At 63.7% G+C, this 13,771-nt stretch carries 15 protein-coding genes; 6 read left to right on the top strand and 9 right to left on the bottom strand.

The genetic code is table 11. The features are described from left to right. Positions 1-24: 24 nt before the first annotated feature. The 5 genes from XB14_RS05060 to XB14_RS05080 all read right to left on the bottom strand — a co-directional run bounded on the left by XB14_RS05060 (position 25) and on the right by XB14_RS05080 (position 3,659). Positions 25-858, bottom strand: a complete 834-nt coding sequence (locus XB14_RS05060) for an anti-sigma factor family protein (RefSeq protein ID WP_077960576.1) — start codon at positions 856-858, stop codon at positions 25-27. Further along, positions 855-1,406 carry an RNA polymerase sigma factor gene (locus tag XB14_RS05065; RefSeq protein WP_077960577.1) on the bottom strand — a complete coding sequence of 184 codons (552 nt, stop codon included), beginning with the start codon at positions 1,404-1,406 and terminating at the stop codon, positions 855-857. The genes XB14_RS05060 and XB14_RS05065 overlap by 4 nt, the downstream gene beginning before the upstream one ends. Beyond that, a complete protein-coding gene (locus XB14_RS05070; RefSeq protein WP_077960578.1) occupies positions 1,390-1,764 on the bottom strand; it encodes a hypothetical protein in 375 nt (124 codons plus the stop codon). The genes XB14_RS05065 and XB14_RS05070 overlap by 17 nt, the downstream gene beginning before the upstream one ends. A 301-nt stretch (positions 1,765-2,065) precedes the next feature. After that, the gene (locus XB14_RS05075) at positions 2,066-2,506 is read right to left on the bottom strand and encodes a hypothetical protein (RefSeq protein WP_077960579.1); all 441 of its coding nucleotides are present in this window, start codon (positions 2,504-2,506) and stop codon (positions 2,066-2,068) included. A gap of 64 nt (positions 2,507-2,570) precedes the next feature. Further along, positions 2,571-3,659, bottom strand: coding sequence for an AbrB family transcriptional regulator (locus XB14_RS05080; protein ID WP_143348232.1), 1,089 nt, complete (start codon positions 3,657-3,659; stop codon positions 2,571-2,573). A gap of 402 nt (positions 3,660-4,061) precedes the next feature. Here XB14_RS05080 and XB14_RS05085 point away from each other — a divergent pair, with 402 nt between their 5' ends. Together XB14_RS05085 and XB14_RS05090 are read left to right on the top strand one after the other, a co-directional pair. After that, positions 4,062-5,189 (top strand): ATP-dependent DNA helicase, encoded by a 1,128-nt coding sequence (locus tag XB14_RS05085; protein ID WP_077960581.1) that lies wholly within the window; start codon positions 4,062-4,064, stop codon positions 5,187-5,189. A gap of 32 nt (positions 5,190-5,221) precedes the next feature. Beyond that, positions 5,222-5,581, top strand: coding sequence for a VOC family protein (locus tag XB14_RS05090; RefSeq protein WP_077960582.1), 360 nt, complete (start codon positions 5,222-5,224; stop codon positions 5,579-5,581). Between the two features lie 65 nt (positions 5,582-5,646). Here XB14_RS05090 and XB14_RS05095 read toward each other — a convergent pair whose 3' ends face one another. From XB14_RS05095 to XB14_RS05105, 3 genes are all read right to left on the bottom strand, one after another. Continuing rightward, complete coding sequence (locus XB14_RS05095) at positions 5,647-6,321, bottom strand: hypothetical protein (RefSeq protein WP_077960583.1); 675 nt, start codon at positions 6,319-6,321, stop codon at positions 5,647-5,649. A gap of 244 nt (positions 6,322-6,565) precedes the next feature. After that, on the bottom strand, positions 6,566-7,240 hold the full coding sequence (locus tag XB14_RS05100; protein ID WP_077960584.1) for a MerR family transcriptional regulator: 675 nt from the start codon (positions 7,238-7,240) through the stop codon (positions 6,566-6,568). 501 nt (positions 7,241-7,741) lie between these two features. Continuing rightward, complete coding sequence (locus XB14_RS05105) at positions 7,742-8,854, bottom strand: hypothetical protein (protein WP_077960585.1); 1,113 nt, start codon at positions 8,852-8,854, stop codon at positions 7,742-7,744. Between the two features lie 472 nt (positions 8,855-9,326). Between XB14_RS05105 and XB14_RS05110 the strand changes: the two genes are divergently transcribed. The 4 genes from XB14_RS05110 (at position 9,327) to XB14_RS05125 (ending at position 13,119) form a co-directional block, all read left to right on the top strand. Next, a complete protein-coding gene (locus XB14_RS05110; RefSeq protein WP_077960586.1) occupies positions 9,327-10,079 on the top strand; it encodes a pyridoxine 5'-phosphate synthase in 753 nt (250 codons plus the stop codon). Positions 10,080-10,092: 13 nt separating this feature from the next. Next, complete coding sequence (locus XB14_RS05115) at positions 10,093-10,749, top strand: histidine phosphatase family protein (protein WP_077960587.1); 657 nt, start codon at positions 10,093-10,095, stop codon at positions 10,747-10,749. A 98-nt stretch (positions 10,750-10,847) separates the two neighbouring features. Continuing rightward, a complete protein-coding gene (locus tag XB14_RS05120) occupies positions 10,848-11,642 on the top strand; it encodes a class I SAM-dependent methyltransferase (RefSeq protein WP_077960588.1) in 795 nt (264 codons plus the stop codon). A gap of 262 nt (positions 11,643-11,904) precedes the next feature. Continuing rightward, positions 11,905-13,119 (top strand): multidrug effflux MFS transporter, encoded by a 1,215-nt coding sequence (locus tag XB14_RS05125; RefSeq protein ID WP_077960589.1) that lies wholly within the window; start codon positions 11,905-11,907, stop codon positions 13,117-13,119. A 210-nt stretch (positions 13,120-13,329) separates the two neighbouring features. Here XB14_RS05125 and XB14_RS05130 read toward each other — a convergent pair whose 3' ends face one another. Next, positions 13,330-13,713 (bottom strand): VOC family protein, encoded by a 384-nt coding sequence (locus tag XB14_RS05130; protein WP_077960590.1) that lies wholly within the window; start codon positions 13,711-13,713, stop codon positions 13,330-13,332. Between the last annotated feature and the right edge of the window lie 58 nt (positions 13,714-13,771).

A 13,771-nucleotide genomic window follows, 5' to 3' on the forward strand; every position in this document is an offset into this window, starting at 1 on the left:
GATCGGCGTTGGCCGGGTTACCCCTCAGCTCTTCGTCGCCTCGCTCTTTTCGAACTGCCGGTAGCATTCATCCGCGACCTGCTGCAGCAGATCGCGCGGCACCTCGCCGGTGACGGCGTAGCCGATGGGGCCGTCGATCCAGTAGAAGGTTTCGACGCCGTCGGTGCTGTCGATGCGGAAGCTGGTTTCGCGGTTGTCGTCGTTGCGGCCGAGAAGCACCGTCAGCCGTCGGCCGGTGCCATCCTCATACATGAACATCGCGCCGGCCCTGCCATTGACCGGCAGCAGTCGGCCGCCGACCAGCGAGAAGCCGAGCGAGGAGAGATCAGGGATCGAGAGCGGATGATCGAGGCGCTTGCCAAGCCAGGTGGCGAGATGGGTCTGGTCGTCGGCGCCGACCTCGACGGCATGGCGCACTTCGCTGGCATAGACCAGGAAGGCCGATTGCGCCTGGCGCGGCAGGCTGTCGGCAGCGGCGATCGGCTGGATCTCGCGATCGGTAGGGAGCAGGGTGGGCGCGTAGAGGCCGGTGAGCCCGCCGGCAACAAAGAGCGCCAGCCCGGCGGCAACGGCGCGCGCGATGCCGGCGAAGGATCGGGCGTCCTTGGCGGGGTTCTGTTGCGGGCGTTCGCTGCCGTTAGCCAAAAGCAGCGCCCGGTCACCGGCGTCGCTGCGGGCATAGCCTGCAAAGTGCGCGCGCAACTCGACCGCCTGCGCCCGCCACTGCCGGACCTCTTCGGCCTGCGCGGGGTTCTGCTCGAGCCATTGCTCGATCCGCAGCCGCTCGCGCGGACCAAGGGCGCCATCGACATAGGCGTGCAGGTCGTCTTCGGAGACGGTGTTGTGGCCTTCCGTCATTTCGGTCTCCGCATGCTGATCACGTTGTCGTCCTTCATGGCTTCTGCAAGCTGGCGCCGCGCGCGCGACAGGCGCGACATCACGGTGCCGATCGGGATGGCCATCATCTCGGCCACGTCCTGGTAGCGGTAACCTTCGATCACCACGAGCATCAGCACCGAGCGGTTCTCCGTGGAAAGCCCGTTCAGCGCCCGTTCGAGCCGCGACCGCTCCAGCGGGTCGCTCTCGTGGTCCTCGGCCTGCAGGCCCAGATCCTCGTCCAGCGCCACCTGCGGATGCATCGTTACATAGCGGTGCCGGTTGCGGCCAAGATTGGTCATGATGGTAAAGGCCCAGGCGCGCAGGTTGACGCCGCGCCACTGCGCGCGGCGCGAAAGCACCTTCTCGACGCAATCCTGCAACAGGTCTTCGCCATCCGGATCCGAGCGCACCAGGCAGCGGGCATAGCGCCTCAGTGCCGGCACCAGTGCCAGCACATCCTCCTCGAACCGGTCGGATGCGGGGTGTTCCCCCGCACCCTCGCCGTCGCCATTACGGCTTTGCGACATCCCATTCGCCCTTCACGCCGTCGCCGGTAATGTCACCCATTTTCTTGTCCTTGACGAAGAAATAGAGCGGCATGCCGTCCTTGGCCCACTGTTTGCTGCCGTCCTTGCGCTCGACGATCGTGTAGGCGCCGTCGGCCTTGGCGCTCGCTTCGGCCATGAACGGCGGCCAGTTCTTGGCGCAATTGTCATAGCAACTGGACACGCCGCCATGGTCGTCCTTGTAGGTGTAGAGCGTCATGCCGTTTTCTCCGGCCAGTACCTTGCCCTTGGCCGAGTCCACTTCCTTGACCGGCGGCGCGGCAAAGGCCGTGGCGCCTGTGGCAAGCAGCATGGCGATCGTCAGTCCAAACGTTCTCATGGCAATTGTCCTTCCTCAAGATGGTTTTCCTGTCCGGAAGCGGGCGAATGCCTCCTCGTCCCGTTTCCGCGAGAGCCGCATGATGCAGATCCGCCCGTAAGACACGGCACGGACAGGATTTATTCCCGGAAAACTGGTGCGCGTGCAGCGCATGTCGGTTGCTTTCCGGCGTATCGCGAGCGACTGACGTTCTCGCGTGGCGAGATTGCCCCGTGCAGGCGAGCGCGGGCCTGGAATCGGCGGCAACGGCATGCCGGCGGCCGGCAGCGCCCAGGGTAACCGTGATCTTTACCGGCAGGTTTTACGCGCCGGCGCTGGCTCCATCGTCAGCCGCCCAGATCGCGTCAAAGCGGCGCACGTCGTCGAAGCCTGTCTCGATGCGCTCCACAACGGCCGCGTCGTCGGTCGTGACTTCGTAGAAGGTGCTGTCTATCGCGCGAATGGTGACCCAGGTTCGATGCGGGGCAGACGGCAGGAAGCCGGAAAACTCTCCCCAGATGACCTGGAGCGTATCTTGAGCGGCGGCATGGAGTGCGCCGCCGTCGACCGGCTCGCCGGCTTGCGCCATTTGATCGAGGATATCGCCGCCTGGGCCGGTGGCGTCGAACCACCGGTAACCTGCACCAACGGCCAGGACACGCCAGGAAGCCGAAAGCGAATGCGGAGCAAGGACCTGCAGAAAATCGCGCAGATCGAAAGGGAGTGCTTCTCCTGGTGGGCCATAAATTCTGAGCGTCGTCATAAACGTCCCTCCCGGAAGTGCCGGCGCCTCTCGAAGAATTTTCCTTTCAGGGTCCGCAAGGTTCTCAAGCCCGGTCGGCGACGAAGCGGGCGAGCGCCGGGCCGATCATGGTGATGATCAGCAGCCGGGCGGTCTGCAGCGCCATGACGAAGGAGAGGTCGACATTGCTCGAGGCGGCAATGACCGCGATCGAATCGAGCCCGCCGGGGCTGGTAGCGAGATAGGCCGTCAGCGGATCGATGCCGACGACCCTGATCAGGAGCAGCGCGAGCAGGCCGGAAAACGAGATCAAGACGACGATCGAGATGATCGTCGGCACCAGGGCGCGGCGCGCATGGATGAGGATCTGGCGGGTGAAGCCAAGGCCGATGTTCCAGCCGAGAGCCGCAAAACAGATCGCCAGCAGCCATTGTGGCAGCGCGGTGGTCATGACGCCCGAGACATTGAGCACGGCGCCGAGAAGGAAGGGCAGCAGGAAGGCGCCGGCAGGCACCCGCAGGAAGCGGCCGGCGAGCGCTGCGCCAAGCCCGACGGCGATGGTCTCGAGGAAAAGCAGGCCGTCGATCGGTGCGAACCAGTGGGTCGTCTGCTCGGCCTCAGTGCCGGTGACCCACATATGCGCAACCACGGTCGCGGTGCTGGCGACGAAGATCACGCGCAGATACTGCATGAAGGCGACGAGGCGGGCATCGGCGCCATAGGCGTCGGCCATCAAGAGCATGGTCGAGGCGGCGCCTGCCGACGAGCCCCAGATGGCCGTCGTGCCCGGCAGGATGCGCATGCGGGTAATCACCCAGCCGCAGAGCGTGCTGACGGCGATGACCGAGAGGATGACGGCGAGAAACAGCGGCCAGTTGCCGGAGAAGGTCACGAGCATTCCCGGCGTCATGGCGCCGGCGATCATCATCGCCAGAATGAACTGCACGCAGAAGAACAGCTGCCGCGGCAGGCGGATCGTGCCGCCGTTCATGCCGACGAGCACTGCAGCGAGCATCGGCCCCATGAGCAGCCCGGCGGGAAGGCCGATGAATTCGAAGAAGGAAGCAAGGACGATGGAGATCGCCAAAAGCAGGCTCCATTGCAGCCAGGGCGTGAGCCGTCCGATGCCGACCTTGTCCGGAGTGGGCGGCGCAGCTGGCTTGTCGGTTGTCACGGGCACTCTCCGGCATGACCCGGAAAGGCGGGAACGGCCATCGGGGCCGGCCTTGACGGGCTTTAAGCGATGGTCTTCGCCAGCAGAAGCGCGGGCGCCATCACGTCACGCTCGTTAGCAACAATGCGGCGTTGCATTCAAGGGGCAGAGCAAGAAAGTGCCACAGGATCGACAGCCCGGAAAGCGCGCGCCGTCAAGGAAGGGGACGGAATGAGAAAAAAACGTGAACAAATACCGTCGGGCGAAAGCCGCTTCGGCAGGGACGGTCAACAGGCGCTGCATTGATTCTACGGGATAATTTCGTGCGCAGCGCCGTCGCTGCGACGCTGGCGGCTCCGCAGCCTCTTGCCCGGGCGCAATTCCGGGCTTGCGTGTGCCGCCCGAATCCTGACACTCAGCCTCATGCAATTCGCACCGCAACAGGACGAGGCCCTGAAGGCCGTTTCGCAATGGCTGAAAGAGGGCCGCTCGCCGCTCTTCAGGCTGTTCGGCTATGCCGGTACCGGCAAGACGACGCTTGCCCGGCATTTCGCCGAGCATGTCGACGGCGACGTGCTGTTTGCCGCCTTCACCGGCAAGGCCGCGCAGGTGCTGCGCTCCAAGGGTGCGAGCAACGCCAAGACCATCCATTCGCTGATCTACCGGCCACGCGGCGAGGAGGAGGTTTCCGACGAGGAAACCGGCAAGACCTCGATCGCGCCGATGTTTTCGATCAACCGCCAGAGCCCGGTCGCGAAAGCTGCCCTCATCATCGTCGACGAATGCTCGATGGTGGACGAGGCGCTCGGCAAGGACCTGATGAGCTTCGGTACCCCGATCCTGGTGCTCGGCGATCCCGGCCAGCTGCCGCCGGTGTCTGGCGGCGGCTACTTCACCAATCAGGAGCCGGACTACCTGCTGACGGACATTCACCGCCAGGCGCGCGACAATCCGATCATTCAGCTCGCCATGCAGGTGCGTGAGGGCAAGGAAATCATGCATGGCGACTATGGCACCACACATGTGATCGGGCGGGGCCAGGTCAACCAGGAACTGGTGCTCGAAGCCGACCAGGTGCTGGTCGGCACCAACAAGACGCGGCGGCGCTACAACCAGCGTCTGCGCGAGTTGAAAGGCTTCACCAGCGAGTATCCGCAATCGGGCGACAAGCTCGTCTGCCTTAGGAACGACCCGGCCAAGGGCCTGCTCAACGGCTCGCTGTGGCAGGTGATGAGTTCTTCGAAGGAAACCGTGAAGCCGGGCATCAACCTGATGATCCGGCCTGAAGACGACGATATGGATCGCGGTGCCGCCAAGATCAAGCTGTTGAAGACGGCCTTCGAGGATGTCGAGGGCGAGATCCCATGGACGACGCGCAAGCGCTACGACGAGTTCGACTACGGCTATGCGCTGACGGTGCACAAGGCGCAGGGCTCGCAGTGGAACAATGTCGTGCTGTTCGACGAGAGCTGGGCCTTCCGCGACACGCGCGAGCGCTGGCTCTATACCGCCATTACGCGGGCTGCGGAGCGGCTGACCATCGTTCGCTGACGGCGAGGAAACTTACTGTCGGGGAGGGGATATTGTCGATCAACCGGATCATCCTCTACGCCCATGACGTGGAAGCGACTGTTCGTTTTTATGAAACGCATTTCGGCTTTCAGGCATTGCGTGAGGCCGGTGACCGGATCGTCGAGTTGGTCCCGGCAGATGGCGGCGCCAGCCTGATGATCCATCCGGCATCGAAGGGACAGAAGCGCGGCCAGTCGCTGGTCAAGCTCGTGTTCGATATGCGCGATGTTGGCGCGTTTTGTGAGCTGAGTGCTGCACAAGGGCTGGTGTTCGGAGCCATCCACCAGGCCGCCGGCTACCAGTTCGCCAACGCCAAGGATCCGTCAGGCAACCCGATCTCGGTTTCGAGCCGTGCTTTCCGCAAGGTGTGACTGCTGGCGACGTGGCCCATGGCGCGTGCCGGCTTTGCCATGAAACGGCGGGTGCAGACACAGCGTTACCGCTTGGTCGCCATCCACAGCACATGGCGGGCGCCGCCGCGCTTGCCGTTGGCGCGCACCTTGACCTCGTCGGTGGCAAAACCCACCTCTCGCAGGCGCCTCGTAAAGGCGCTGTCGGGCGCCGACGACCAGACGGAAAGCACGCCTCCGGGTCGAAGTGCGCCTTGCGCGGCGCGAAGTCCGGGATGGCTGTAGAGGCCGTCGTTGGAGGGGCGGGTCAGGCCATCCGGACCGTTGTCGACATCGAGCAGGATCGTGTCATAGGCGGCCTTCTTCGAGCGGATCAGCGCGCCGACATCGCCGACATGGATCTCGACGCGCGGATCGTCGAGCGTGCCCTTGTGCAGATCGGCCATCGGCCCGCGCGCCCAGTCGACGACGGCCGGTACAAGCTCGGCTACCACCACCCGGGCATCGTCGGGAAGCACGGCAAGGGCTGCCCTGAGCGTAAAGCCCATGCCAAGACCGCCGATCAGCATGCTGATGTTTTTTCGGCCGGCGATGCGTTCGTGGGCGAGGGTCGCCAAGGCCTCTTCCGAGCCGCTCAGCCGGCTGTTCATCAGCTCGGTCGAGCCGAGCATGATCGAGAATTCCTGGCCGCGCTGCTTCAGGCGCAATTCATCGCCGTCGCCGGGAATGGTTGCGCGGTCCAGTTCTATCCAGGGAAGCATCGGGGCATCTCATCCGTGTTGTTCAGGCGTCCTCGTAACACGCACCTGGTGATGACGACACCGCAATGTCGACCGTTCAAGAGAATTGTGCCGAGCGGACCTGCCGAATGTTCGGCGCTCCTTACGGGGGGGCGGCCTGCGAGAGAACGTCTCGACGCGAGGCGCAGCGCCTTACTATCCGCGTAACGCGCGAGAATGCGGGCCAGGATGAGATCGGTGACGGCAGTCTGGTGCCGTGTCCTCGCTATTCCGCCGAGATCATGCCCGACAGCACGGCCTTGGCGATCGCTTGGAAGCGGTTGTTGGCGCCGAATTTGCGGATGATGCCGGCTTCGAGCGTGAGGGCCGCCGCGACGTCCATGTCCATCAACCCGGCGATGCGCGCCGCCGGATAGCCATCGGCCATGAAGGTCAGGCATTCGCTTTCGATCGGCGAGAGGTGGACATGGCCTTCCGCGTCGGTGGCTTCGCCTCCGTCGGTGGTTTCGAGCAGTTCGGAGATGCGCTGCATCTGCCGGCGCAGGTTTGCCTGCTGTGCCGCGAGTTCGCGGCGCCTTGCGAGCAGCGCGTCGCGAAACAGCCGGTCGGCGTCGGCCTGTTCCTCCGTGCCCGCAAGCCCGGTCAACAGTTCCAGGATGGCCGAGATTGGCATGTCGATCTCGCGGCAGGCGTTGATGACGGCCATGCGGCGGATGTGGTCTTCGTTATAGACCCGCATCGGCCCCATGCGCGCGGCGGTGAGCAACCCCTTTTCCTCGTAGAAATGCAGCGTTCGGTGGGTGACGCCGAAGGCGTCGGCCATGTCGGCGATCGCAAGCGGGGTGGTGGGGTCGTGGTGGGGAAGCGGCAAGTCGGGCAGGAAGCCGACGCGATCGGGCGCGGCCAGCACGCCCTCGAATTTCCAGTGGTCTCGCGGCATGTCGATTGTCCCCGGTCTACAGCCTGCGCGTCTGTCGGCGCGCTGTTTCTGCCTGTTTCCTGAATCGAGACCGACCCAGGGGTGCGCGCAATCCGCGTCCGGAAGCGGTGGCGATCGCCGGGTCTCAAAGGTGCGGACGGATCCGCGCGGTGAGGCACTCGTTGATCGACAACGACAATACCTGCTGCTCGGTTGGGGCACCCCGCGCGCAAGGCGCGGCTTACTCAGGACAAGGATGCTTGCCTGACGAGCAACCAGGCACCCATTCCCAACGCATGCGTGCACCGTATACGCGAATCGCTAATATGACCAGTCCCTACAGCGCCGCGCGTCTTATCAGACGCGCAAAGGTCGCTGTAGAACTTTGAATTCCTGCATGTTTTTGTCCTTCAATCGGCTACGCTCAAAGGAAGCTTGCAGTAGCATGGCAGACGCGTGTGGCGGACTGGGGTGCGTAGCCGTTTCATGCGGGCCGGCTCCTGCCGGCCCCGCCGGGCATGCTCAGTGCCCGATCACCTTGAGCGGGCTGTTGGCGCTCAGGATGAACAGCGGTTCGTCGCCGCGCAGCGGCGAGAGTTTCTGCTGGCAGCTCCAGGCGGTTTCGAAGGTGTCGCGGGTGAGGTGCTTGCGATAGCGCTGGGTGGCGGCCATGCAGCCCATCAGCGGGCTTTCGATCTGCTCTTCGCGCGCGTGCTCGTAGATCTCGCCATCGAGCGAGAACAGTTCGGCGGCGAGCGACATGCTCTCGAAAAGCAGGTCCGGTTCGGTCTCGAGCCGCTTCCAGGTAATGAAGTCCTGGCGCATCGGCACGTTCTCGCCGTCATGGGAAAGCGTGACGCGAATGCCCTGGGCCGGCGCGTCGTACCAGGTCACCTGGACGGTGAAGGAGAGCGCGGAGTTGCGCGAGACGGGGCGGCCGGTATCGCCGTCGGTGGCGCGCGCCAGCGTCTTGTGGCGCTGGGCGGCGAGCCGAAGTGCTGTGGCAAAGGCTTTCGCATCGCTGTTTTCGGCGCCGATGATCTTCACGCTCACCGAGGGCAGCACCCGTTCGGTCGCGTGGCGGGCGTTGAAGAGCTTGGCCTGGGCGTCGAGGTCCAGCGTCATTTCCTGCGAAGGCATCGGCGCAAAGAGCAGGAGCGGCAGGACGCTCAAGACGGACAGCGGCGAGGAAAACGGTGCCGGCGGCCAGGCGGGGCGATGTCCGGCAAAGCGCCGCTTGGCCGGCTTCGGCTGGCGAGCGGCGGGGACGGCCTCCGCTTCCATTTCCGTCCGTAGGTGACGGTATTCCGGAACATAGGTTCCCTTGGGAATCGCGATGCGCCATTCTTCGTCGGCGCCGTCGCCCTCGTAGAACGCCTTCAGGAGCTTGCGCAGCTTGCCGGCATGCACGCGCACCAGCGGGTCGCTGTCGGCGTTGAAGGCCTGCGGCCGGTCGAAGACGTCGATGGCGATCGAGTAACCCTTGAGCTGAGGGCCTTCGCCGATCATCTCCTTTTCGACGACATAGGCGAGGAACGCCCGCAAGCGCTCGGAGCGCGCGAAAGCCTTGCTTTCGAGGATGCGACGGAGCGTCCGCCGTATCGTCTCATCGCAGGGTCTTTCGACCGTCGTCATCGGTGTTTGCTCCAGGGTCATGGGATCTAAAATCTAAGAAGGCGATCGCGGCGCGGGCCAGGGCCATTCGATCTGATTCGGAAACTTAAGGCCAAAAATGGTGGTTGTCAGGGGTATTAGACGCCAAATTTGAGTTTTTTCTGAAATAAACGTAAAAATTGCGTCCGTTGCCCCTTGAGAGATCTGAGCGGCGACCGTTCGCGCTGCCGCGGATGGTCTCAGGGGCGAAATTTCGCCCTTTCTGCTTGAGCTTTCCTGCATATTAGAAGGATCGATTGTCAAGATTCGATCAAGACAAGACGGGCAAACGCCCCGCGTTCAATCGTCGCGGCTGCCGGCGCGGTACTCCTTGGAATTGCTTCATAATCTCGATCTCAAACCGTTTCTGCTTTCCGTAAATATGCAGTAGAACATTGCATCCACATTGCCCGCATCCGGGCCGTGACCGGCCCCGCCTCTGGAAAGTTCAGACATGCCTGCAAAACTGTCCGTGAATCTGAATGCCGTCGCAATGCTTCGCAACCGGCGCGATCTTCCCTGGCCCTCCGTTACCGCGCTCGGGCGCATCGCTCTGGAAGCAGGCGCCGCCGGCCTGACGGTGCATCCGCGGCCCGACCAGCGCCATGTCCGTTTTTCCGACCTGCAGCCGATCCGCGACCTGATCGACGGCGCTTTCCCGGAGACGGAATTCAACATGGAGGGCTACCCGAACGAGGAATTCCTCGGTCTCGTCGAAGCGCACCGGCCGGAACAGGTGACGCTGGTGCCCGACGATCCGGCGCAGGCGACCTCCGACCACGGCTGGGACTTCCGCAAGAACCACAATCTGCTCGGCCATGTCGTCGGGCGGCTGAAGAAGAAGGGTTTCCGCGTCTCGCTGTTTGCCGATGGCGACGAGGACATGGAGGCGTTGCGCATCGCCAGGGAAACGGGCGCCGACCGCATCGAGCTTTACACCGGCCCCTATGGCGGCTGCTATGACGACCCTGACAAGGCCGAGAAGATCGCCGGCGAACTCGGCCGCACGGCGGCGATGGCGGCCGAGCTCGGTCTCGACGTCAATGCCGGCCACGACCTGACGGTCGCCAACCTGCCGCTCTTGGCCAGGCATATTCCGAACCTTGCCGAGGTTTCGATCGGCCACGGTCTGACCGCCGATGCGCTGGAATACGGCATGGCCGAAACTGTGCGCCGCTTCCGCCGCGCCTGCGGCCAGGACGTCTGAGACGGTCTCCTTCATGAAGGAGCTCTTCGTCGTCACCCACACGCAGTCCGTCCATCATGTCGAGGGCAGGGTGGGCGGCTGGTACGATACGGGCCTGACGGCGCGTGGTCGAGGGGACGCGGAGGCGACCGCCGAACGGCTGGCAGCCTTGGTCGGCGACCGCGACGTGGAGATCTTCAGCTCGGATCTTTTGCGCGCCGCTGAAACGGCCGCGGCGATCGGCAATCGTCTTGTGCGCCCCGTGACGCCAAGCGCCGCGCTTCGGGAGATCAGCTACGGCGAGGCCGGTGGCAAGCCGCAGGCCTGGCTCGACGCGCGCTACGTGCCGGCGCCTGATGACGACAGGCTCGATCACCCCTGTGGCATCGAAGGCGCCGAAACCCGCCGCGACGTGGCGCTCAGGGTCTTTCCCTTCGTCGAGGCGATCGTTGCCAGGCAATGCCGGACGCAGATCATCGTCACCCACGGCTTCACGCTGACGCTGGTGATCGCCGCCTGGATGAAGGTTCCGGTCGAGGCCAGTGGTTTCCTGAGCTTTCCGGCGAAATCCGGAAGCATCACCCATCTGCGCCAGGACGATTTCTTCCGGAACCGGGCCGTCGTCAGCCTGGCGGATGCCTCGCATCTGCGGCATGACGCCGAAAACGGTGCTGCCGTTTCAAATCATTGATTAAAAATAGTATTCTCAAGGGCTGGCAGGGGTGGTTTGCGGCTGGCCGATCTGGGCGAGGAGCAGCAGGAGCGGACAGAACGATCGAGGAGGTCGAGGTGACATCACTGACAACGGGCAATGCAAGACAGTATGGCAACAGCCAGAACCTAGCAGCACGAGCGCGTCTTGCATCCGAGTACACCGTATCTGATCGCCCGTGGTTCCCATGGATCGCAAGCCATCTTCCGTTGAAGGCCGGCGACAAGATCGTGGATGTCGGTTGCGGTCCGGCATGGTTTTGGGAGGCGGTGACGGACGCCGTCCCTCGCAATCTCGATCTCACCCTGACCGATCTATCTCAAGGCATGGTCGATGAAGCCATGAAACGCTGCGCGTCGTTGCCGTTCCAATCGGTGAATGGCAGCGTGGCGGATGCGGCGGCGTTGCCGTTCGAGGATGAGCGTTTTGACGGCGTTGTCGCTATGCACATGCTCTATCACTTGGCCGATCCGGCGATGGCGGTCGCCGATATGTTTCGCATCCTGAAGCCTGGAGGTTTCCTCGCGATCACCACCAACGGCACGAACAATATGCGCCGCCTCTACGAGTTGACGACGACGTTCGGCGGCACACCGTATGATCCGGCCGCCGCCGCCTTCGGGTTCACGCACGCCGAGACGCTGCTTCAGGAGCGGTTTGGCAATGTCAGGTGCTACCTCCATCCCGCCCATATGGTCGTGACCGATCCGAACGACGTGTACCTGGCCCTGACCTCCTTTCCGCCGGGAGACCAAGCCGGCGACGATCAGCTTTCTGCCTTCAAGGAAGCGATCCGCTCTGCCTTCGCCGAAGGCGGCGGCGTATTGAACGTAGAGAAGGAAAGCGGTTTGTTTCTTGCCGTTAAAGACTAGAGCGCCGTGCGTTCATACGAACGCGCAAAGGACGCTCTAGCACTTTGATTCTAGAGCATCTTTCCGCCCGTAAATGAATCCACTCGAAGGCAGGATGCTCTAGTCCTGCAATCCGATGCTCGGGTGGTCGGCGCGGTAGCTTTTCACGCCCGTCCTGGCAGGAAATCGCTCAAAAATTTGCGGACGAATCTTTCGATCGCCGCACGCATCTTGCGGCAAGACTGCTATAGGTTGAGCCTCAGTTCTCCCATATGTGCGGCCAATGACATCTCCCACCAGTTTTCGCGAGCGCATCGTTCTTTACGCGCTTTTGACCTCGCTCACCTCTATCAGCATCGACGCGCTGCTGCCGGGGCTGCGCCAGATCGGCGTCGATCTCGGCGTCGCGCCGCCGCTTTCCACCCAGCACATCATTTCGCTGTTCATCTTCGGCATGGCCTTTGGGGAACTGCTGCTCGGGCCGCTCTCCGATGCGATGGGGCGGAAGCGGGCGCTGGTGCTTGGCCTTTGCGTCTATGCGCTCGGCACCGTCATTGCGATGGTGGCCGGCTCGCTCGAGATGGTCATCCTCGGCCGTTTCCTGCAGGGGGTCGGCGTCTCCGGGCCGAAGATTGCGACCAGGGCGATGATCCGCGACCAGTTCGAGGGCGACGCCATGGCCCGCGTCATGTCGTTCATGTTCACGCTGTTCATCCTGGTGCCGATGCTGGCGCCGAGCCTGGCGCAGGGCATCATCGCGATCGGCGGCTGGCGCAGCGTCTTTGCGGTCTATCTCGCAGCAGCCGGTCTTCTCGGCGTGTGGTTGGTCATGCGGCAGCCGGAAACGTTGACGGCCGACAAACGCATTGCCTTTCGCCCGCGGCTTCTGCTTGCGAACGGCCGGCGCATCCTGTCGAACGGCCGTGTGACGCTGCTGATCGTCGCGACCGGGCTCGTCTTCGGGGCGCAGCTTCTCTACCTGAGTACGGCGGCCGATCTCTTCTTCGACGCCTACGGGATCGGTCAGACCTTCCCGCTCTATTTTGCGTTGCTCGCGACCGGCATCGGCCTTGCCTCGTTTCTCAATGCAAAGCTCGTGCAACGCTTTGGCGCGGAGGCGATGGCGCGCCATGGCTTCATCGGCCTTGCCGTGGCAGGGCTCGCAATGCTCGCGGCATCAAGCCTCTGGGACGGGCGGCCACCGCTCAGCGTGCTGCTGGCGCTCGGCTTCGCCGCCTTCTTTGCGATCGGGGTGCTGTTCGGCAACCTCAACGCCATGGCCATGCGCTCGCTCGGGCAGGTGGCGGGGCTCGGCGCGTCGCTGATCGCTTCGGGCTCGAGCCTGATCGCGACGCTCTTTGCGATCGGTGTTGGCGCCTTTTATGACGGCACGACGCTCAACCTCTCGGCTGGATTCTTTCTCGCCGGCATCAGCGCACTGGTTCTCTCGCAGATCGCGGCGCGGGCGGATGCCGCGCCGGTGGAGGCTGTACGGTAGGCGGGGCGAAATCCGGGCGGACCGTGCGGCAGGCGCGGCCCTGCGCACGGTCCGTCCAGACACCCCTGGGAAACAAGCCCCAGGAAAGCCGTCCCGAATTTTCGCGACGGCATGTCAAAAGCGCGTCGGTCCTTCGGATTTCTTCGGTGTCCTTTACGTTATCGATCTGTCGCAATCGCAACACTGCTGCGTGCTTTTGCGCGACATGCTCTAGCCGTTGTAGACGACCGAGATCTTGTTTCCGGATGGGTCGCGCATGTAGGCGGAGTACCAGTCGGGCCCATAATGCGGACGCGGCCCGGGCGCCCCGTCGTCCGCCCCGCCAGTGGCCATGGCCGCCTGGTAGAAAGCATCCACCTCAGCGGGCGACTTGGCCATGAAGCCGACCATGGAGCCATTTCCGGCGGTCGCCGGCTCACCGTCGAAAGGCTTGCAGACCCACAGCACGAAGCCCTTGCCGCTTCCGCCTTCGGAATAGGCGCGCCAGTCCGGAAAATCGACGTGCTTGCTCCATCCGATGGTCGCGAGGATTGCGTCATAGAAGGCATTCGAGCGGGCGCAGTCCAACGCACCCACGGTCACATAAGCGCTCATGATGTCCCCTTTCTCCGGTGGTGAAGGTGGAGGAATGCATAGCGCATAAACGTGAACA

The sequence above is a fragment of the Ensifer adhaerens genome (assembly GCF_002007205.1).
Taxonomy (GTDB): Bacteria; Pseudomonadota; Alphaproteobacteria; order Rhizobiales; family Rhizobiaceae; genus Ensifer; species Ensifer adhaerens_D.

Coding starts and splice junctions, on each gene's coding strand:
- XB14_RS05100 (WP_077960584.1), bottom strand. CDS start 7,240: ATGCCGCGAGACCACTGGAAATTCGAGGGCGTGCTGGCCGCGCCCGAT.
- XB14_RS05065 (WP_077960577.1), bottom strand. CDS start 1,406: ATGTCGCAAAGCCGTAATGGCGACGGCGAGGGTGCGGGGGAACACCCC.
- XB14_RS05115 (WP_077960587.1), top strand. CDS start 10,093: ATGAAGGAGCTCTTCGTCGTCACCCACACGCAGTCCGTCCATCATGTC.
- XB14_RS05075 (WP_077960579.1), bottom strand. CDS start 2,506: ATGACGACGCTCAGAATTTATGGCCCACCAGGAGAAGCACTCCCTTTC.
- XB14_RS05110 (WP_077960586.1), top strand. CDS start 9,327: ATGCCTGCAAAACTGTCCGTGAATCTGAATGCCGTCGCAATGCTTCGC.
- XB14_RS05095 (WP_077960583.1), bottom strand. CDS start 6,321: ATGCTTCCCTGGATAGAACTGGACCGCGCAACCATTCCCGGCGACGGC.
- XB14_RS05070 (WP_077960578.1), bottom strand. CDS start 1,764: ATGAGAACGTTTGGACTGACGATCGCCATGCTGCTTGCCACAGGCGCC.
- XB14_RS05130 (WP_077960590.1), bottom strand. CDS start 13,713: ATGAGCGCTTATGTGACCGTGGGTGCGTTGGACTGCGCCCGCTCGAAT.
- XB14_RS05105 (WP_077960585.1), bottom strand. CDS start 8,854: ATGACGACGGTCGAAAGACCCTGCGATGAGACGATACGGCGGACGCTC.
- XB14_RS05125 (WP_077960589.1), top strand. CDS start 11,905: ATGACATCTCCCACCAGTTTTCGCGAGCGCATCGTTCTTTACGCGCTT.
- XB14_RS05085 (WP_077960581.1), top strand. CDS start 4,062: ATGCAATTCGCACCGCAACAGGACGAGGCCCTGAAGGCCGTTTCGCAA.
- XB14_RS05060 (WP_077960576.1), bottom strand. CDS start 858: ATGACGGAAGGCCACAACACCGTCTCCGAAGACGACCTGCACGCCTAT.